This is a genomic window from Microbacterium sp. CFBP 8794 (genome assembly GCF_014841235.1).
Classification (GTDB): domain Bacteria; phylum Actinomycetota; class Actinomycetes; order Actinomycetales; family Microbacteriaceae; genus Microbacterium.
The window spans coordinates 402,222-419,490 of record NZ_JACYTT010000003.1 but is presented as its reverse complement, the minus strand read 5'-3'; the positions used below and the strand labels follow the sequence as shown (position 1 = coordinate 419,490).

The 17,269-nt window shown below is 70.9% G+C and carries 18 protein-coding genes and 1 riboswitch; of the genes, 13 read left to right on the top strand and 5 right to left on the bottom strand.

Annotated features, from left to right (window positions below; all coding sequences use genetic code 11):
* The first annotated feature begins 43 nt into the window (after nt 1–43).
* The 3 genes from IFU19_RS09460 (at nt 44) to IFU19_RS09450 (ending at nt 1,649) form a co-directional block, all read left to right on the top strand.
* On the top strand, nt 44–277 hold the full coding sequence (locus IFU19_RS09460; protein ID WP_191915867.1) for a hypothetical protein: 234 nt from the start codon (nt 44–46) through the stop codon (nt 275–277).
* A 32-nt stretch (nt 278–309) separates the two neighbouring features.
* The gene (locus IFU19_RS09455; RefSeq protein WP_191915866.1) at nt 310–858 is read left to right on the top strand and encodes a hypothetical protein; all 549 of its coding nucleotides are present in this window, start codon (nt 310–312) and stop codon (nt 856–858) included.
* Nucleotides 859–1,133: 275 nt separating this feature from the next.
* Complete coding sequence (locus IFU19_RS09450) at nt 1,134–1,649, top strand: hypothetical protein (RefSeq protein ID WP_192013516.1); 516 nt, start codon at nt 1,134–1,136, stop codon at nt 1,647–1,649.
* 97 nt (nt 1,650–1,746) lie between these two features.
* Here IFU19_RS09450 and IFU19_RS09445 read toward each other — a convergent pair whose 3' ends face one another.
* Entirely contained in the window at nt 1,747–3,129 is a 1,383-nt protein-coding gene (locus IFU19_RS09445) for an MFS transporter (protein ID WP_055834288.1), read from the bottom strand.
* 118 nt (nt 3,130–3,247) lie between these two features.
* Here IFU19_RS09445 and IFU19_RS09440 point away from each other — a divergent pair, with 118 nt between their 5' ends.
* The 6 genes from IFU19_RS09440 to IFU19_RS09415 all read left to right on the top strand — a co-directional run bounded on the left by IFU19_RS09440 (nt 3,248) and on the right by IFU19_RS09415 (nt 9,952).
* Nucleotides 3,248–4,711 carry a fumarylacetoacetate hydrolase family protein gene (locus IFU19_RS09440; RefSeq protein ID WP_192013515.1) on the top strand — a complete coding sequence of 488 codons (1,464 nt, stop codon included), beginning with the start codon at nt 3,248–3,250 and terminating at the stop codon, nt 4,709–4,711.
* On the top strand, nt 4,708–5,400 hold the full coding sequence (locus tag IFU19_RS09435) for a GntR family transcriptional regulator (RefSeq protein WP_191915862.1): 693 nt from the start codon (nt 4,708–4,710) through the stop codon (nt 5,398–5,400). The genes IFU19_RS09440 and IFU19_RS09435 overlap by 4 nt, the downstream gene beginning before the upstream one ends.
* A gap of 44 nt (nt 5,401–5,444) precedes the next feature.
* The gene (hpaE, locus tag IFU19_RS09430; protein WP_191915861.1) at nt 5,445–6,941 is read left to right on the top strand and encodes a 5-carboxymethyl-2-hydroxymuconate semialdehyde dehydrogenase; all 1,497 of its coding nucleotides are present in this window, start codon (nt 5,445–5,447) and stop codon (nt 6,939–6,941) included.
* Nucleotides 6,942–6,989: 48 nt separating this feature from the next.
* Nucleotides 6,990–8,150, top strand: coding sequence for a 3,4-dihydroxyphenylacetate 2,3-dioxygenase (gene hpaD, locus IFU19_RS09425; RefSeq protein WP_192013514.1), 1,161 nt, complete (start codon nt 6,990–6,992; stop codon nt 8,148–8,150).
* Between the two features lie 231 nt (nt 8,151–8,381).
* Nucleotides 8,382–9,167: a fumarylacetoacetate hydrolase family protein gene (locus IFU19_RS09420; protein WP_191915859.1), complete on the top strand. Its 786-nt coding sequence runs from the start codon at nt 8,382–8,384 to the stop codon at nt 9,165–9,167.
* Nucleotides 9,152–9,952: an aldolase/citrate lyase family protein gene (locus tag IFU19_RS09415; protein ID WP_191915858.1), complete on the top strand. Its 801-nt coding sequence runs from the start codon at nt 9,152–9,154 to the stop codon at nt 9,950–9,952. The genes IFU19_RS09420 and IFU19_RS09415 overlap by 16 nt, the downstream gene beginning before the upstream one ends.
* Here IFU19_RS09415 and IFU19_RS09410 read toward each other — a convergent pair.
* On the bottom strand, nt 9,946–10,785 hold the full coding sequence (locus IFU19_RS09410) for a helix-turn-helix transcriptional regulator (protein ID WP_055936443.1): 840 nt from the start codon (nt 10,783–10,785) through the stop codon (nt 9,946–9,948). The genes IFU19_RS09415 and IFU19_RS09410 overlap by 7 nt on opposite strands.
* A 101-nt stretch (nt 10,786–10,886) precedes the next feature.
* Here IFU19_RS09410 and hxlB point away from each other — a divergent pair, with 101 nt between their 5' ends.
* Together hxlB and hxlA are read left to right on the top strand one after the other, a co-directional pair.
* Entirely contained in the window at nt 10,887–11,462 is a 576-nt protein-coding gene (gene hxlB / locus IFU19_RS09405) for a 6-phospho-3-hexuloisomerase (RefSeq protein ID WP_191915857.1), read from the top strand.
* A gap of 37 nt (nt 11,463–11,499) precedes the next feature.
* Nucleotides 11,500–12,123 (top strand): 3-hexulose-6-phosphate synthase, encoded by a 624-nt coding sequence (gene hxlA / locus IFU19_RS09400; protein ID WP_055834260.1) that lies wholly within the window; start codon nt 11,500–11,502, stop codon nt 12,121–12,123.
* A 68-nt stretch (nt 12,124–12,191) separates the two neighbouring features.
* Here hxlA and IFU19_RS09395 read toward each other — a convergent pair whose 3' ends face one another.
* From IFU19_RS09395 to glyA, 3 genes are all read right to left on the bottom strand, one after another.
* Nucleotides 12,192–12,680, bottom strand: a complete 489-nt coding sequence (locus tag IFU19_RS09395; RefSeq protein WP_156458725.1) for a cytochrome C5 — start codon at nt 12,678–12,680, stop codon at nt 12,192–12,194.
* Between the two features lie 90 nt (nt 12,681–12,770).
* Nucleotides 12,771–13,655 (bottom strand): bifunctional methylenetetrahydrofolate dehydrogenase/methenyltetrahydrofolate cyclohydrolase, encoded by an 885-nt coding sequence (locus IFU19_RS09390; protein WP_191915856.1) that lies wholly within the window; start codon nt 13,653–13,655, stop codon nt 12,771–12,773.
* Between the two features lie 279 nt (nt 13,656–13,934).
* Nucleotides 13,935–15,209, bottom strand: a complete 1,275-nt coding sequence (gene glyA / locus IFU19_RS09385) for a serine hydroxymethyltransferase (RefSeq protein WP_191915855.1) — start codon at nt 15,207–15,209, stop codon at nt 13,935–13,937.
* Between the two features lie 59 nt (nt 15,210–15,268).
* A riboswitch (ZMP/ZTP riboswitch) is annotated at nt 15,269–15,354 on the bottom strand.
* A 126-nt stretch (nt 15,355–15,480) separates the two neighbouring features.
* Here glyA and IFU19_RS09380 point away from each other — a divergent pair.
* Together IFU19_RS09380 and IFU19_RS09375 are read left to right on the top strand one after the other, a co-directional pair.
* Nucleotides 15,481–15,867, top strand: a complete 387-nt coding sequence (locus tag IFU19_RS09380) for a YrdB family protein (RefSeq protein ID WP_342343398.1) — start codon at nt 15,481–15,483, stop codon at nt 15,865–15,867.
* A complete protein-coding gene (locus IFU19_RS09375; RefSeq protein ID WP_192013513.1) occupies nt 15,864–17,228 on the top strand; it encodes an FAD-binding oxidoreductase in 1,365 nt (454 codons plus the stop codon). Before IFU19_RS09380 ends, IFU19_RS09375 begins: the two co-directional genes overlap by 4 nt.
* The last annotated feature ends 41 nt before the right edge of the window (nt 17,229–17,269 follow it).

Here is a 17,269-nt window from a genome sequence, read left to right as displayed (position 1 = left end):
ACCGGCCCGCCGGCGTCGCGGGCCGCCGGTACGGTGGTGACGCATGGGGACCAGAACGCGCCTGATCGCCTCGGGTACCGCAATCGCGATGATCAGCGGCGCCGTGGTGGTGCTGTACTTCTTCCAGCCGTGGCGGAGCTGCGAGTACGAAGACACCTCCGCGGGCTGCTCGATGCTCCCGAACGACGCCGCCGCGATGGGTGTGGCAGCGTTGATCTTCGTCGTGGGGGTCGTCGTTCTCGCGGCGGGCCTGCTGATGCGCCGGGTACCCACGTGATCGAACCGCGCACCCTCGCGACGAGGGGAAAGTTGCCTCGCGTCTGGTGGATCACGGTGGTGTGCGGTGTCCTGATCATGGGCCCCGTCGTCTTGGCCGGCTCATACCTCTGGGCTCGGCACCAGTACGAGAACGGCCCCGACGTGGACGGCGTCCTCTGGCGCCAGGTGGCATCGGTCGAGGACCCCTTCGACAGGGCGCTGTACTCACCGACGGCCGGCTCAGTCACGGCCCTTCTCGACGCGCTCGACGGCGACCGATGGGATGGCAGCCCGGAGGGGGCGGACGCCCTGGACTTCTCCCGACCCACTCTGGTCATCCACGACATCGAGGAGCACACGAACGCGGTCGCCTTCCGGGTCTTCCTCTCGTCGGGAGAGCGCCCCGGTCCCCCCGGCCAGCGAGCCCGGCTGCCGTGGGAGTCCTCGGCGTACTTCACCTGTTACGGAGTGACCGTGACGTTCACGGGTTCCTCCCCACCCTCCGTCGCCGGAGCCGACGAGCGCGCGTGTCCGAGCCTCCTGGTCTCACGGATGCCATCCGACTCGGTGTACATGGTTCCCTCGACCTTTTCCGGGTGAGGCAGATGTCCTCTCGACGCGTCGGCGGTCGCTGACGTCACGGTCCCCGGCCAGAAGCAGAGCTATTCCGCAGGAGCCGTGCCGCCGCGCACGGACGTCGCGACCCCTCGCCCACCCGTGCACGCGAATGTGCTGTGCGCGCACGATCGATCCTCATCCCTGTCGCCGGGGCGCCCCTCTTCCTACGCTCGCGTCATGCGCAGAATCCGACGACATGGGACCCCGGTCCTGCCGTCGGGCGCGCGGGTCGAGGGCGCGCGGGTCGAGGGCGCGCGATGACGATGGAGGTCCTGACGCACGGCGCCGCCCTCTTCTGCTCGGGGATCGCTGCGTGCTGCGCGAGATCGGGTCCCCCGGCGGAGCGTCGAGAGCGGGTCGCCACGTCGGCGCTCATGACCGCCGCGATGATCGATTCCGCCGTCCTGCACGCGGCCCCTCCCATCGTCTGGGCGGCCGTCCTCCTCGGGGTCGCGCTCGTCGTGAGCGCGGGGCGCCAGCTGCGCTCGGGGCGCGGCGGTCACGGCATCCACACCCCTGTAGGGCTCGTCGTCATGGCCGCCCTGATCGCGTCGACCACGCACGGCGACCCGGGCGCCGCCCCCGCCGCCGCCCACGCCCACGGCGGGATGACTGTCGGCTCCGCGACCCTGGTGTGGCTCTGCGTGGCCCTCGCCGTCGCGCACGTCGTCGCTTCAGCGCACCGGGCGCTGAGCGGATCACGCGCGGATCGCGCGCACCATGCCGCGATGGGTGGATCGACCGCGATGATGGCCCTGGCGGCGCTGCTGTGAGCCGCACCCTGCGCGATCCGGTGAGACCGTTCCCCCGCGCCCGCACGACGAACGGCCCCGCCGCGGCTGTGCGCGACGAGGCCGTTCTCTCACCGGGTCAGACGCGCGAGAGCCCGCGGATCGGGCTGACCTCCTGCTCGGCCTCGTGGTCGGGGCCGAGGGGGATGCCGCTGCGGTCGCGCAGCAGCAGCGTCGCGACGAGGCCCAGCACCGCCATGATCGCCAGGTACACCGTCACCGACACGGTCGTTCCGGTCTGCTCCACGAGTGCCGTCGCGATGGTCGGGGCGAACGCCCCGCCGAGGATGGCGCCGAGAGCGTAGGCGATCGAGACGCCCGAGAAGCGGATGGATGCCGGGAACAGCTCGGCGTACAGCGCGGCCTGGGGGCCGTAGGTCAGGCCGAGGCCGACCGTGAGCAGCATGAGGCCGACCGTCAGCAGCACGATGCTGCCGGAGTTGACGAGCGGGAACAGCGCCACGATCGCCACGAGCATCGAGATCCATCCGATGATGTACGTGTTGCGGCGGCCGATCTTGTCGCCCAGCCACCCGCCGAGCCACGTGAAGATGAGCCAGGTCACCGCCGACAGGGTCACGGCGCCGAGCACGTCGGCGGTCGCGAGACCGAGGGGACCGTCGGGGTTGGTCGCGTAGCGCTGGATGTACCCACCGGTGGTCATGTAGCCCACGGCGTTGTTGCCGGCGAAGACGAACGCGGCGATGAGCACGAGCAGCGAGTGCTTGCGGAACAGCTGCACGATCGGCATGCGGGTCTGCTCCTTGCGCTCGGCGAGTTCGACGAACACCGGGCTCTCCTCGACCTTCCGGCGCACGTAGTAGCCGACGAGGATCAGCACGAACGACAGCAGGAACGGCACGCGCCATCCCCACGCGAAGAACGCGTCGCCGGGGGCGATCAGGGCCATCAGCCCGAGCATGCCGCTCGCGAGCAGCAGGCCGAGGGGCACGCCGAGCTGCGGCGAGGCGCCGAACAGGCTGCGCTTGGTCTTGGGGGCGTGCTCGACGGCCATGAGCACCGCGCCGCCCCACTCGCCACCGGCCGAGATGCCCTGCAGCACGCGCAGCAGGATCAGCAGCACGGGGGCGGCGACGCCGATCACCTCGTAGGTGGGCAGCACGCCGATGAGCGTGGTCGAGGCGCCCATCATGATCAGGGTCAGCATGAGCACGACGCGGCGACCGTACTTGTCGCCGAGGTGGCCGGCGAGGAAGGCGCCGAGGGGCCGGAACAGGAAGCTCAGACCCACGGTGAGGAACGCCAGGATCTGCGCGATGCCGGGGCCGGCGGGCGCGAAGAACAGCTGGCCGAAGACCAGGCCCGCGGCCGAGGCGTAGAGGAAGAAGTCGTACCACTCGACGGTGGTGCCGACAACGGTGGCGAAGACCACGCGGCGGCGGTCCTTCGTGGTGGAGATCGTGCCGGTGGGCGTGAAGCCCTGCGGCTGAGAGCGGGACATGGGGACTCCTTCGAGACGTCATCGTCGGGCCCCGGGACGTCGTCGTCGGTGACGAGGCGTGGTGTTGCTGGGGCGTTCGTCATCGTATACGATTTCAGATACGACGCAAGGGAGCTCCATGAACGACACCGCTGACCCCCGGTTCACCGCCCTCGGCGGCCGCCCGGGAAAGATCGTGGCCGTCCACCTCTCGTACACGTCCCGCGCTGACCAGCGCGGCCGCCGCCCGGCCGCCCCGTCGTACTTCTTCAAGCCGTCGAGCTCGCTCGCCGCCTCCGGATCCGAGATCGTGCGCCCCGCCGGCACCGAACTCCTCGCCTTCGAGGGCGAGATCGCGCTCGTGATCGGCGAGCCCGCCCGATGGGTGACTCCGGATGCCGCCTGGGCGCACGTGGCATCCGTCACCGCCGCGAACGACTTCGGTCTGTACGACCTGCGCGCGAACGACAAGGGATCGAACGTCCGCTCCAAGGGCGGCGACGGCTACACCCCGCTCGGTCCCGCGCTGATCGATGCCCGCGACGTCGATCCCGCCGCCCTGCGCCTGCGCACCTGGGTCGACGGCGAGCTCGTACAAGACGACTCGACCGCGGGCCTGCTCTTCCCCCTCGCCCAGATCGTCGCCGACCTGTCTCAGCACTTCATCCTCGAAACGGGCGACGTCATCCTCACCGGCACCCCCGCGGGCTCGTCGGTGGTCACGCCGGGCCAGGTCGTCGAGGTGCAGGTGGATGCCGGCTCCCTGTCGACCGGCCGACTCCGCACCGCGGTGGTCCAGGGCGACCGCGCCTTCGACGCCGCCCTCGGCTCCCTGCCCGCGGTGGACGACACCCAGCGCACCGAGGCGTGGGGGTCGGCCGAGGCCGCCGGGCTCGTGCCCGCCGCCCCCGTCCTCACCGCCGCCCTCCGCGACAAGCTCTCGCGCGTTCCCGTCGCGGCCCTCAGCGGACAGCTGCGCAAGCGCGGCCTCAACGACGTCACGATCGACGGCGTCCACGCGCTGACCCCGGGCAGCCGGTTCGTCGGAACGGCCCGCACCCTGCGCTTCGTCCCCCACCGCGAAGACCTCTTCGCCGCGCACGGCGGCGGCCAGAACGCCCAGAAGCGCGCGTTCGACGCGGTGGAAGAGGGCGAGGTCATCGTCATCGAGGCGCGCGGAGAGACCGGATCCGGCACCCTCGGCGACATCCTCGCGATCCGCGCGCACGCCCGCAAGGCCGCCGCGATCGTCACCGACGGCGGCGTCCGCGACGCCGAGGCCGTGGCCGCGGTCGGCATCCCCGTGTTCACCGCCGGCCCCCACCCCGCGGTCCTCGGCCGCCGGCACGTGCCGTGGGAGACCGACGTGGCCGTCGGCTGCGGCGGCACCACCGTCGAGCCCGGCGACATCCTCGTCGGCGACGGCGACGGCGTCATCGTCGTTCCTCCCGCCCTCGCCGAAGAGGTTGTCGACTCCGCCCTCGCGCAAGAGGCCGAAGACGCGTGGGTCGCCCAGCAGGTGGCATCCGGTCACCCCGTGAACGGGCTCTTCCCGATGAACGCCGAATGGCGCGCGCGCTACGAGAGCGAGGGGCGCTCATGAGAGACGTCACGACCCCGGCGACGAAGAGCAAGTCGCAGCAGGCCTACCAGTGGATCAAGCAGCGCATCGCGTCGCAGGAGTTCACCCCCGGCTACCGCCTGGTCCTCGGCTCGATCGCCGGCGAGCTCGACATGAGCGTCGTGCCGGTGCGCGAGGCGATCCGTCAGCTCGAGGCCGAGGGACTCGTGATGTTCGAGCGCAACGTCGGCGCCCGCGTCTCGATGGTCGACGACACCGCGTACCGCTTCAGCATGCAGGCGCTGAGCCTGCTCGAGGGGGCGGCGACCGCCCTGTCGGCCCGGGCGCTCGCCACCGACGACGTGCGTCGCGCGCGGCAGGTGAACGAGCTCATGGTCGAGACGCTCGAGCACTTCGATCCCCGCGCCTTCACCGCGTTGAACCAGGAGTTCCACGCCATCCTTTTCGAGAAGTGCGCCAACCCGCGCATGCTCGAGCTGGTGCAGGCCGAGTGGGCACGGCTCGGGCACCTGCGCGACTCGACGTTCAGCTTCGTGCCCGGACGCGCCGCCGAATCGGTGCGCGAGCACGAGAACATCCTCGTTCTCATCGAGACCGGCGCCCCGCTCGCCGAGATCGAGAAGGCGTCGCGGCGCCATCGCTCGGCCACCCTCGACGCGTACATGATCCACGAGCACCCCGACCAGGTGCTCGGCCTTCCCGCTTTCTGATTCCGGATGCCACCGGCATCCGCCCCTCCAACGAAGGAGCATCCATGACCCGCCGCATCCCGGCCGACCTGCCCGAGCGCATCCAGCACTACATCGGGGGCGCCTTCGTCGACTCGGTCGACGGCGACACCTTCGACGTGCTCGACCCGGTGACGAACCAGACCTACGTCTCGGCCGCCGCCGGCAAGAAGGCCGATATCGACCTCGCCGTCGCCGCCGCGCGCACGGCCTTCACCGAGGGCCCGTGGCCGCGCATGCTGCCGCGCGAGCGTTCGCGCGTGCTGCACCGCATCGCCGACCTCGTCGAGTCGCGCGACGAGCGCCTCGCCGAGCTCGAGAGCTTCGACTCGGGCCTGCCCATCACCCAGGCCCTCGGCCAGGCGCGTCGAGCGGCCGAGAACTTCCGCTTCTTCGCCGACCTGATCGTGGCGCAGACCGACGACGCGTTCAAGGTCCCCGGTCGCCAGCTCAACTACGTCAACCGCAAGCCGATCGGCGTCGCGGGGCTCATCACCCCATGGAACACCCCGTTCATGCTCGAGTCGTGGAAGCTGGGCCCCGCTCTTGCGACCGGCAACACCGTGGTGCTCAAGCCCGCGGAGTTCACGCCCCTGTCGGCGTCGCTGTGGGCGGGCATCTTCGAGGAGGCGGGCCTTCCCGAGGGCGTGTTCAACCTCGTCAACGGGCTCGGCGAAGACGCCGGCGACGCGCTCGTGAAGCACCCCGACGTGCCGCTCATCTCGTTCACCGGCGAGAGCAGCACCGGGCAGCTGATCTTCGCCAACGCCGCCCCCTTCCTCAAGGGCCTGTCGATGGAGCTCGGCGGCAAGAGCCCCGCGATCGTGTTCGCCGACGCCGACCTCGACGCCGCGATCGACGCCACGATCTTCGGCGTCTTCTCGCTCAACGGCGAGCGCTGCACCGCGGGCAGCCGCATCCTCGTCGAGCGCTCCGTGTACGACGAGTTCGTCGAGCGCTACGCCGCGCAGGCCGACCGGGTGAGCGTCGGCTACCCCGACGATCCCGCGACCGAGGTCGGGGCGCTGGTGCACCCCGAGCACTACGCCAAGGTCATGTCGTACGTCGAGCTCGGCAAGACCGAGGGGCGCCTGGTCGCCGGCGGCGGCCGCCCCGAGGGGTTCGACGAGGGAAACTTCGTGCGACCCACGGTGTTCGCCGACGTCGCCCCCGATGCGCGGATCTTCCAGGAGGAGATCTTCGGCCCGGTCGTGGCGATCACGCCCTTCGACACCGATGCCGAGGCTCTCGCGCTCGCGAACGACACCCGCTACGGGCTGGCCGCCTACGTGTGGACGAACGACCTGAAGCGCGCGCACCTGTTCGCGCAGAACGTCGAGGCGGGCATGGTGTGGCTCAACAGCAACAACGTGCGCGACCTCCGCACCCCCTTCGGCGGGGTGAAGGCCTCGGGCCTCGGACACGAGGGCGGCTACCGCTCGATCGACTTCTACACCGACCAGCAGGCCGTGCACATCACGCTCGGCGGTGCCCACAACCCCACCTTCGGCAAGGCGCACTGACCCCGCCCCCGCCCCATCCCCCACTCGTCATACGCAAGGACGCGCACCATGGCAAAGCACACCGAAGAACAGAAGACCTCCTCGGGGTTCTGGGTGACCCAGGAAGCCCCCATCGTCTCCGAGAACCCCATCCCCACGCCCTCCTCCCCCGCGCCCGACATCCTGCGCTGCGCCTACATGGAGCTCGTGGTCACCGACCTCGCGGCATCCCGGGTCTTCTACGTCGACGTGCTGGGTCTGCACGTCACCGAAGAAGACGACGAGGCGATCTACCTGCGCTCGACCGAGGAGTTCATCCACCACAACCTGGTGCTGCGGCGGGGCGAGGTCGCCGCGGTCGCCGCGTTCTCGTACCGCGTGCGCTCGTCCGACGACCTCGACGCGGCGGTCGCCTTCTACGAAGAGCTCGGCTGCGACGTGCGTCGGGAGCCCGGCGGCTTCACGAAGGGCATCGGCGACTCGGTGCGCGTCGTCGACCCGCTCGGCTTCCCGTACGAGTTCTTCTTCGACACCGAGCACCAGGAACGCCTCTCGTGGCGCTACGACCTGCACTCCCCCGGCGAGCTCGTGCGCCTCGACCACTTCAACCAGATCACCCCCGACGTGCCCCGCGCGGTGAACTTCATGCAGTCGCTCGGCTTCCGCGTGACCGAGGACATCCAAGACGAAGAGGGCGTCGTCTACGCGGCCTGGATGCGCCGCAAGCCCACCGTGCACGACACCGCCATGACCGGCGGCGACGGCCCCCGCATGCACCACGTGTGCTTCGCGACGCACGAGAAGCACAACATCCTCGCCATCTGCGACAAGCTCGGGGCCCTCCGCCGATCGGATGCCATCGAGCGCGGCCCCGGCCGCCACGGCGTCTCGAACGCGTTCTACCTGTACCTGCGCGACCCCGACGGCCACCGCGTCGAGATCTACACGCAGGACTACTACACCGGCGACCCCGACAACCCCGTCATCACGTGGGACGTGCACGACAACCAGCGCCGCGACTGGTGGGGGAACCCCGTCGTGCCGTCGTGGTACACCGAGGGCTCGCTCGTGCTCGACCTCGACGGCCGCCCGCAGCCGGTCCGCGCCCGCGAGGACTCGTCCGAGATGGCCGTGACGATCGGCGCCGACGGCTTCAGCTACACCCGCGCGCCCGAGGACGCGGCATCCGCCACCCCCTCCGCCGAGTTCAAGCTCGGCAACCAGCTTTAGCAGGCGCCCCGCGAACCGCGTCCCACTTATGGCTGGCTGAGGCCTCTCCAAGCAACCAAAAGTGGGACACGCCCCGCACAAAGTGGGACACGACCCGCCCCACCGAACCTCGTCCCACTTATGGCTGGCTGAGGCCTCTCCAAGCAACCAAAAGTGGGACCCACGCCGCAAAAACAGGGACGCGCTCTGACCACAATCGGGACGACGTCCGCACGACGCAAGAAGGACAGCATGCTCACCGACGCACAGATCGACGCCATCGCGGCCGAGCTCGCCGAGGCCGACCGCGCCCACGCGGTCATCCCGCGCATCACGGCGAGGTACCCGGATGCCACGGTCGACGACTCGTATCGGATCCAGGGCCGCTGGCGCGATACGCAGATCGCCGCGGGGCGCACGCTCGTGGGGCGCAAGATCGGCCTGACGTCCAAAGCGATGCAGCAGGCGACGGGCATCACCGAGCCCGACTACGGCGTGATGTTCGACGACACCGTCCACCACTCCGGGGCGGCGATCCCCGTCGACCACTTCTCGAACGTGCGCATCGAGGTCGAGCTCGCCTTCGTGCTGAAGGCGCCGCTCGAAGGCCCCGACTGCACGCTCGACGACGCCCTCGCCGCGATCGACTACGCCGTGCCCGCGCTCGAGGTGCTGAACTCGCACATCGAGCTTGAGGGCCGCACGATCGTCGACACGATCAGCGACAACGCCGCGTACGGCGCGATGGTGCTCGGCGACGTGCACAGACGCCCCGACGAGATCGACCTGCGCTGGGTCCCCGGCGTGCTGAGCCGCAACGGCGAGATCGAGGAGACGGGGGTCGCCGCCGGCGTCCTCGGTCACCCGGCGACCGGCGTCGCGTGGCTCGCCAACAAGTTCCACCAGCACGGCGCGCGCCTGGAGGCGGGCGAGATCATCCTGGCAGGATCGTTCACACGCCCGATGTGGGTGTCGCGCGGCGACGACGTGCTGTGCGATTACGGACCGATGGGAACGATCTCGTGCCGCTTCGTCTGACCCCCACCTTCCGGGCCGCGTTGGCGGCATCCGATCGTCCGCTCGCCGGCATGTGGCTCTGCACGGGCAATCCCGTCGTCGCCGAGGTGGCCGCCGGTTCCGGCCTCGACTGGCTGCTCATCGACATGGAGCACTCGGCGACCTCGATCGAGCAGGTGCTCGTGCAGCTGCAGGTCGTCGCGGCCTACCCGATCACCCCCGTGGTGCGCGTGCCCGCGAACGACGTCGTCACCATCAAACGCGTCCTCGACGTGGGCGCGCAGAGCCTCATCGTGCCCATGGTCTCGTCCGCCGACGAGGCCCGGGCCGCCGTCGCGGCGACCCGGTATCCGCCGCAGGGCGTGCGCGGCGTGGGCAGTGCCCTGGCCCGCAGCGCCCGCTGGAACCGCATCGACGGCTACCTCGCCGAGGCCGCCGAGCACGTGTCGCTGACGGTGCAGATCGAGACCACCGCGGGTGTCGCCGCCGCGGCCGAGATCGCCGCCGTCGAGGGGGTGGATGCCGTCTTCGTCGGCCCCTCCGACCTGTCGGCGTCCATGGGGCTCCTGGGGCAGCAGTCGCACCCCGAGGTCGTGGCGGCGGTGCACGCGGTGTTCGCCGCGGCGCGGGATGCCGGTACCCCGGTCGGCGTGAACGCCTTCGACCCGGCGGTGGCCGAGGCCTATCTCGACGCGGGCGCCGACTTCGTCGCGGTGGGGGCCGACGTGGCGCTGCTGGCGCGGGCGTCGGAAGCCCTGGCCGCGCGCTTCATCAGCCCGCGCGGGGGTCTGCGCGAGAGCTACTGAGCGCGCGCCGTCCCCAGCGCCGCCAGCTCCGCACGCGTGGAGACGCCGGCCTTCCGCAGCAGGTTCGACACGTGGAACTTCGCCGTGTTCTCGCTGATCCCCAGACGTTCGGCGATCGCGCGGTTGCGCGAACCCGCGACGACCAGGCTGAGCACCTCGCTCTCGCGGGGGCTGAGGTCGACCGCCTCGTCGAGGAAGTCGGGCCGCGGCGGCGGATCGAGCGGCAGAACGACCGACAGCTCGGAGCCCCACCCGGGCGTCGACGCGACGTCGAACGCCCCGTTGAGGGCGCTCACCCGCTCGACGATCGGTCCGAGCGAATCGTCGTGGGCGGTGAGCGTGCCCGCCCCGTCGTCACGGATGCCGATCAGCAGGTTGAGTCCGTCGCAATCCCACTGGATGCGCACGCGGTGGGGCGTCCCCCGGTCGAGCAGGGCCAGCACGGCGCTGCGCACGATGGCCCGCGCCTCGTGGGCGACCTCGCCGGGCAGGGCGCGTCCGGTCGCGGGCGGCTCGACGAACTGCACGTCGAGGTCGCCGTGTCGCACGAGCGGGCGCAGGTCGGTGCGCAGCCGCGCGAACGCGCCGGTCACGGGTTCGAGCAGGGCGCTGCGCTGCTGGTCGGTCGAGGTGCGCAGAACGACGAGGGCGGCGGCCGCGGTCTCGACGGCCAGGGCACGGGCGGCGCGATCGTCGAGTCGCGCCGACCGCAGGATCGCCAGGATCGACTCGAGGGTCACCGCGTGACGGTCGGCCTGTTCGGCGACGATGCGTTCGTGTTCGATGACGAGCGCGCGCGACGCGGTCGACGACAGTTCGGGTGACTCACTCACGCGCCTAACCTAGCCCACCGGCAGGCACCTACCCGTTCGGGTAGGTAGGCCCGTGCCATCGACCGGCGACGGTCACGCCCGGCGAGGCGGAGCATGGAGGCATGACCTCATCCGACGCCCGCATCGCGGACTCCCTCGCCCGGATCTCCGGCGAGCTGACCGCGGTCGTCGACCGTCTCGTCACTGAGCCCGCCGGTCTCGACGGCGTCCTCGACGTGCTGACCGACGCCGACCGCGTCTTCGTCTTCGGCGCCGGTCGCTCGGGCCTGGCGCTGCGCATGACCGCGATGCGCCTCATGCACCTCGGCCTCGACGTGCACGTCGTCGGCGAGACCACCACCCCGGCCATCGGCCCCGGCGACGCGCTCCTGACCGCGAGCGGCTCGGGCACGACGGCGGGGATCGTCCGCGCGGCCGACACCGCGACCGAGGTCGGCGCGCGCATCGTCGCGATCACCACGGCCGCCGATTCGCCGCTCGGCCGCGCCGCCGACGCGCTCGTCGTGGTTCCCGCCGCGGACAAGCTCGACCGCTCGGGAGCCGCCTCGACGCAGTACGCGGGCGGTCTCTTCGAGCAGGCCGTCGTGCTCGTCGGCGATGCGATCTTCGACGCGCTGTGGCAGCGCTCGGGACTCTCGGCCGACGACCTCTGGCCGCGCCACGCGAACCTCGAATGATTCCTCCCTCCCCACCGCAGAAAGTAAGGACACCCGCATGAAGCTGCAGTTCGCCATGGACACCCTCACGACCGAGGCCGCCCTCGACCTCGCCGCCGCCGCGGCGCCCCACGTCGACATCCTCGAGCTGGGCACGCCGCTCATCAAGAGCGAAGGCCTGTCGGCCATCACCGCGATCAAGAAGGCGCACCCCGACAAGATCGTCTTCGCCGACCTGAAGACGATGGATGCCGGTGAGCTCGAAGCCGACATCGCCTTCGGCGCCGGTGCCGACCTCGTCACCGTGCTCGGCTCGGCCGGCGACAGCACGATCGTCGGCGCGGTCACCGCGGCCAAGAAGCACGGCAAGGGCGTCGTCGTCGACCTGATCGGGGTGGCCGACAAGCCCGCCCGCGCGCGGGAGGTCATCGCCCTCGGCGCCGAGTTCGTCGAGATGCACGCCGGCCTCGACGAGCAGGCCGAAGAGGGCTTCACCTTCGGCACGCTGCTGCGCGATGGCGAAGCGGCCGGGGTGCCGTTCTCGGTCGCGGGCGGCGTCACCGTCGCGAGCATCGCCGACGTGCAGAAGTCGGGCGCGCAGGTCGCCGTCGCCGGCAGCGCGATCTACAGCGCTCCCGACGTGGGCGCCGCCGCGGCCGCGCTCCGCGCCGCGATCGTCTGACCGCAGCCCGAGCAGAACGACAAGAGGGACCGAGCCGCGCGGCTCGGTCCCTCTTGTCGTCTCGAGGATCAGCCCTCGGTGGTCTCTTCGTCGTCTTCTTCGTCGTCGCCGATGATCTCGATGTCTTCGACCTCGAGCTCGGGGGTCAGCTGCACGTGCACGAGCGCGTCGGGGAACGACGTCTGGCCGGCGAACACGACGATGATGGCGTCGGCGAACACGCCCACCCCGATCGCTTCGAGGTCGGTGCGCAGGTCGATGTCGGCGCTGAGCTCGTCATCGTCGAGGGCGTCCTCGATGTCGCTCGCGACCTCTTCGACGATCGCGCGCCAGCGGTCCTCGCTCACCGACAACACGTCCTTGAGCGCGACCATGATCGCGTCGAGGTCGGAGTCGCTCTCGTCGTCGAGCTCGGGGTCGAGGTCGACCTCCACCTCGACGCCGGCGGCATCCAGGTGCCCCACGCCGATGACGCTGTCTTCGTCGATCTGGGCGTCGTCGAGCAGACCGCTCTCGGTGACGCGGCGGAGGAGGTCGTTCAGCACTGACTCAGTCATGTCTCTACGATCCCACGTCGCCGGGCTTCGCGCCCGCCTCTTGCGTACGCCGCGCCGTGTGTTCAACCGGCGGCACCGAGCGGTTCACCGTCAGAGGGCGGTGGCACGCTCCGCGGCCTCGACGACGTTCGTCATGAGCAGCGCCACGGTCATCGGACCGACGCCTCCGGGGTTCGGCGAGACGAACCCGGCGACCTCGGCCACGTCGGGGTGCACGTCACCGAAGACGCGCGACTTGCCCGTCTCGGGGTCGGTCTCGCGGGTGACGCCCACGTCGAGCACCGCGGCGCCCGGCTTGACGTCTTCGGCGCGCACGATGTGCTTCACGCCGGCGGCGGCGACGATCACGTCGGCCTGACGCAGGTGCTTCGCCAGGTCGACTGTTCCCGTGTGGGTGAGGGTGACGGTCGCGTTGATCTCGCGGCGGGTCAGCAGCAGCCCGATCGAGCGGCCGATGGTGACGCCGCGGCCGACGACGACGACCTCTTTGCCCTTCAGGTCGTAGCCGCCTCGCAGCAGCAGCTCGATGACCCCGCGCGGCGTGCACGGCAGCGGAGTGGTGATCGGCGCGTTGACGTTCAGCACCAGGCGACCGAGGTTGGTGGGGTGCAGGCCGTCGGCATCCTTGGCCGGGTCGATGCGCTCGAGGATCGCGTCGGTGTCGATGTGCTTCGGCAGGGGCAGCTGCACGATGTACCCGTGGCAGGCGGGGTCGGCGTTGAGCTGGTCGATGACGGCCTCGACCTCGGCCTGCGTGGCCTCGGCGGGCAGCTCCACCTGGATCGAGTTCATGCCGATCGCCTCGGACTGCCGGTGCTTCATCCCCACGTACAGCTGCGAGGCCGGGTCGGCGCCGACGAGCACCGTCGCGATGCCCGGCACGACCCCGCGCTCACGCAGGGCCGCCACCCGCTCGGCGAGCTCGTCCTTGATCGCCGCCGAAGCGGCCTTGCCGTCGAGAATCGTCGCCGTCATGGCATCCCTCTTCCTGGTGTCGGTCATCGTCGTGCGGGGGTGTTCGAGGACGCATAAACGCTCTTGCTGCGCAGAAACACTCTCTCTGCGCGTTTATGCGCATGGACGGCGTTTATGCGTGGGGGTCGGTGGTCGAGGCATCGGGATGCCGGACCCGCGACGTCGCGACACACCCGGCGCAGGAACGCGGCAGCGGATGCCGCGACCCCGCCGCCGTGCGTCGCGGGGCGGGTGCCGGGACGAACCGCCGCGCGACGCGGCGGCCGTCCCGGCCGCGGCTCACTGCTTCAGGTCGGGGTACAGCGGGAAGGCGTCGGCCAGCACGGCCACACGCGCGCGCAGGGCCTCGAGCTCGGCGCCGGGCTGCAGGGCCAGGGCGATGATGTCGGCCACCTCGGTGAACTCGGCGTCGCCGAAGCCGCGGGTCGCGAGCGCGGGGGTGCCGATGCGCAGGCCCGAGGTCACCATCGGCGGACGCGGGTCGTTCGGAACCGCGTTGCGGTTGACAGTGATGTGGATCTCGTGCAGCAGGTCTTCGGCCTGCTTGCCGTCGATCTCGGCGTCGCGCAGGTCGACGAGCACGAGGTGCACGTCGGTGCCGCCCGAGCGCACGGCGATGCCGGCATTCATGACGTCGTCTTGCGTGAGGCGGTCGGCGATGATCGACGCGCCGCGCAGGGTGCGCTCTTGGCGCTCCTTGAACTCGGGCGTCATGGCGAGCTTGAACGCGGTCGCCTTGGCGGCGATCACGTGCATGAGCGGACCACCCTGCTGGCCGGGGAAGACCGCGGTGTTGATCTTCTTGGCGAGATCGGCGTCGTTGGTGAGGATGAGGCCCGAGCGGGGGCCGCCGATCGTCTTGTGCACCGTGGTCGACACGACGTGCGCGTGCGGCACGGGGTTCGGGTGCACGCCCGCGGCGACGAGACCGGCGAAGTGCGCCATGTCGACCCACAGGTACGCGCCCACCTCGTCGGCGATCGCGCGGAACGCCTCGAAGTCGAGCTGACGGGGGTAGGCCGACCAGCCGGCGATGATGACCTTGGGCTTGTGCTCGACGGCGAGGCGGCGTACCTCGTCCATGTCGATGAGCGAGGTCTCGGGGTCGACGCCGTAGGCGACGATGTCGTACAGACGGCCCGAGAAGTTGATCTTCATGCCGTGGGTCAGGTGGCCGCCCTGGTCGAGCGAGAGGCCGAGCAGCGTGTCGCCGGGGCGGGCGATCGCGTGCAGCACGGCGGCGTTCGCGGTGGCGCCGGAGTGGGGCTGCACGTTGGCGAACTCGGAGCCGAAGAGGGCCTTGGCGCGCTCGATGGCGAGCGACTCGGCGACGTCGACCTCTTCGCAGCCGCCGTAGTACCGGCGACCCGGGTAGCCCTCGGCGTACTTGTTCGTGAGCACCGAGCCCTGCGACTGCAGCACCGACACGGGCACGAAGTTCTCGGAGGCGATCATCTCGAGGAAGCTGCGCTGGCGGTCGAGCTCACGCTCGAGCACCTGGGCGATCTCGGGGTCGACCTCGGAGAGGGGGGCGTTGAAGTACTGATCGGTCATGCGATCTCCTTGACGATGGCTTCCGGATGCCGCGGGCTCGGTCGAGTCCGCGTGAATACCGCATCGACCCAGGCGTACGGTCGAATACCGCCAAGCGGTCGCTCCCCGGTGGTGGCCCACCTCAACGCCAGTCGCGACGGTGCCACTTTAGCGGGTAAAGCGTCCGCTCCCCCGCGTGTCCCGGCATCCACCGGTCCTCCACAGGGTCGTTCTCCGCTCGATGCCGAGAGACCCCGGATGCCGCGGCCCGGCGCCCACGTAAAATGACGGGGTGACCGACTCATCGAACGTCCGCGCCCAGGCGCCTCTCGCTCCCGGCATGCGTCCGCGGCCGTCGGCGCTCGAGATCGTCGGAGTGCTGTGCGGGCTGTTCGCCTTCGTGACCTTGGCCGTCTGGGGTTTCCTCGCGTGGCCGTTCCCGTGGAACATCGTCGTCGGCATCGGCGCACCCGCCCTCGCCGTGATCGTGTGGGCCCTCTTCGTCTCGCCGCGCGCCGTGCTCGCCGTGCACCCGTTCATCCGCGCGCTGGTCGAACTGTTCGTCTACGCCGCCGCGACCGTGGCGTGGTGGAGCATGGGCCAGGCCGCGATCGGCCTCGTCTTCGCCATCGTCGCCGTCGTGGTGGGCGCGCTGAACGGTCGCCGGCGCCTGGCATGACCGCCGACGTCGTCGCGCAGCTCCGTGCCGAGCTCGGCGCGCGCGTCGACACCTCGCCCGCCGCCCTCGACGCCGCCCGGGCCGACAAGTCCGGCCACGCGGCCGAGGGCGTCCCCCTCGCCGTCGTGCGCGCGACCTCCGTCGCCGACGTGCAAGCGGTGATGCGCATCGCCTCGGCCACCGGCACCCCGGTCGTCCCGCGGGGCGCCGGTACGGGCCTCGCCGGCGGTGCCAACACCGGGGGCGGCGAGATCTCGCTGTCGCTGCGCGCCATGGACCGACTGATCGAGGTACGCCCCGACGACCTTCTCGCCGTCGTCGAACCCGGCATCCTCAACGCCGAGCTCAATGCGCTGCTCGAACCGCACGGCGTGTGGTGGGCGCCCGACCCGGCCAGTCGGGCGATCTCGACCGTAGGCGGCAACATCGCGACGGGCGCGGGCGGTCTGCTGTGCGCCAAGTACGGGGTCGTGCGCGACGCCGTCCTGGGAGTCGACCTCGTGCTCGCCGACGGGCGTCTGATGCACCTGGGGCATCGCAGCGTGAAGGGCGTCACCGGGCTCGACCTCACCTCGCTCGTGATCGGGTCCGAGGGCACGCTCGGCATCGTGGTGGGCGCCACGCTCAAGCTCCGCCGCCTCATCGCGGGCGAGCGCGTCACCCTCACCGCCCTCTTCGACGGCGTGCGCGCCGCCGCGGTCGCCTCGGTCGCGGTCACGGCATCCGCACTCCAGCCCGCGATCATGGAGCTGATGGATGCCACGAGCCTCGCCGCCGTGCACCGCCTGCTGTCGCTGCCGGCCCCGCCGGTGGGCGCGGCACAGCTGACGATCCAGACCGACGGACCGGTCGCGGCCGACGAGGCCCGCGCGATCGCCGACGTGCTGACGGCCGCGGGTGGGCGCGTGTCCGTCGCCGCCGACGACGCGGAGGGCGAGGAGCTGCTGGCCGTCCGCCGCGCGATGCACCCCGCGATGGAGACCCTCGGCACCGCCCTCATCGAAGACGTCTCGGTGCCGCGCAGCGCCCTGCCCGACGTGTTCGACGAGATCGCCCGGATCGAGCGCCGGTTCGACCTGGTCATCCCGACCGTCGCGCACGCGGGCGACGGCAACCTGCACCCCAACTTCGTCTTCGAGGGGCCCGAGGTGCCGCCCGTGGTGTGGCAGGCCGCCGAAGAATTGTTCCACGCGGCCCTGCGCCTGGGCGGAACGCTCACCGGCGAGCACGGCATCGGCGTGCTCAAGCGCCGCTGGCTGGCCGATGAGCTCGGCGACGACCAGTGGCGGCTGCAGCGCGACATCGCCCGAGTGTTCGACCCGCTCGGCATCCTGAACCCGGGCAAGGTCTTCGCGCCGTGATCGCCCCCTGCATTTCTGCGGCGTGACCAGACCGTGATAAT

Excerpts from the sequence above, each read along its gene's own strand:
- IFU19_RS09435 (WP_191915862.1), top strand. The coding sequence starts at position 4,708 with ATGAGAGACGTCACGACCCCGGCGACGAAGAGCAAGTCGCAGCAGGCC.
- IFU19_RS09450 (WP_192013516.1), top strand. The coding sequence starts at position 1,134 with ATGACGATGGAGGTCCTGACGCACGGCGCCGCCCTCTTCTGCTCGGGG.
- IFU19_RS09460 (WP_191915867.1), top strand. The coding sequence starts at position 44 with ATGGGGACCAGAACGCGCCTGATCGCCTCGGGTACCGCAATCGCGATG.
- IFU19_RS09445 (WP_055834288.1), bottom strand. The coding sequence starts at position 3,129 with ATGTCCCGCTCTCAGCCGCAGGGCTTCACGCCCACCGGCACGATCTCC.
- IFU19_RS09390 (WP_191915856.1), bottom strand. The coding sequence starts at position 13,655 with ATGACGGCGACGATTCTCGACGGCAAGGCCGCTTCGGCGGCGATCAAG.
- IFU19_RS09375 (WP_192013513.1), top strand. The coding sequence starts at position 15,864 with ATGACCGCCGACGTCGTCGCGCAGCTCCGTGCCGAGCTCGGCGCGCGC.
- hpaD (WP_192013514.1), top strand. The coding sequence starts at position 6,990 with ATGGCAAAGCACACCGAAGAACAGAAGACCTCCTCGGGGTTCTGGGTG.
- glyA (WP_191915855.1), bottom strand. The coding sequence starts at position 15,209 with ATGACCGATCAGTACTTCAACGCCCCCCTCTCCGAGGTCGACCCCGAG.
- hxlA (WP_055834260.1), top strand. The coding sequence starts at position 11,500 with ATGAAGCTGCAGTTCGCCATGGACACCCTCACGACCGAGGCCGCCCTC.
- hpaE (WP_191915861.1), top strand. The coding sequence starts at position 5,445 with ATGACCCGCCGCATCCCGGCCGACCTGCCCGAGCGCATCCAGCACTAC.
- hxlB (WP_191915857.1), top strand. The coding sequence starts at position 10,887 with ATGACCTCATCCGACGCCCGCATCGCGGACTCCCTCGCCCGGATCTCC.
- IFU19_RS09395 (WP_156458725.1), bottom strand. The coding sequence starts at position 12,680 with ATGACTGAGTCAGTGCTGAACGACCTCCTCCGCCGCGTCACCGAGAGC.
- IFU19_RS09440 (WP_192013515.1), top strand. The coding sequence starts at position 3,248 with ATGAACGACACCGCTGACCCCCGGTTCACCGCCCTCGGCGGCCGCCCG.
- IFU19_RS09420 (WP_191915859.1), top strand. The coding sequence starts at position 8,382 with ATGCTCACCGACGCACAGATCGACGCCATCGCGGCCGAGCTCGCCGAG.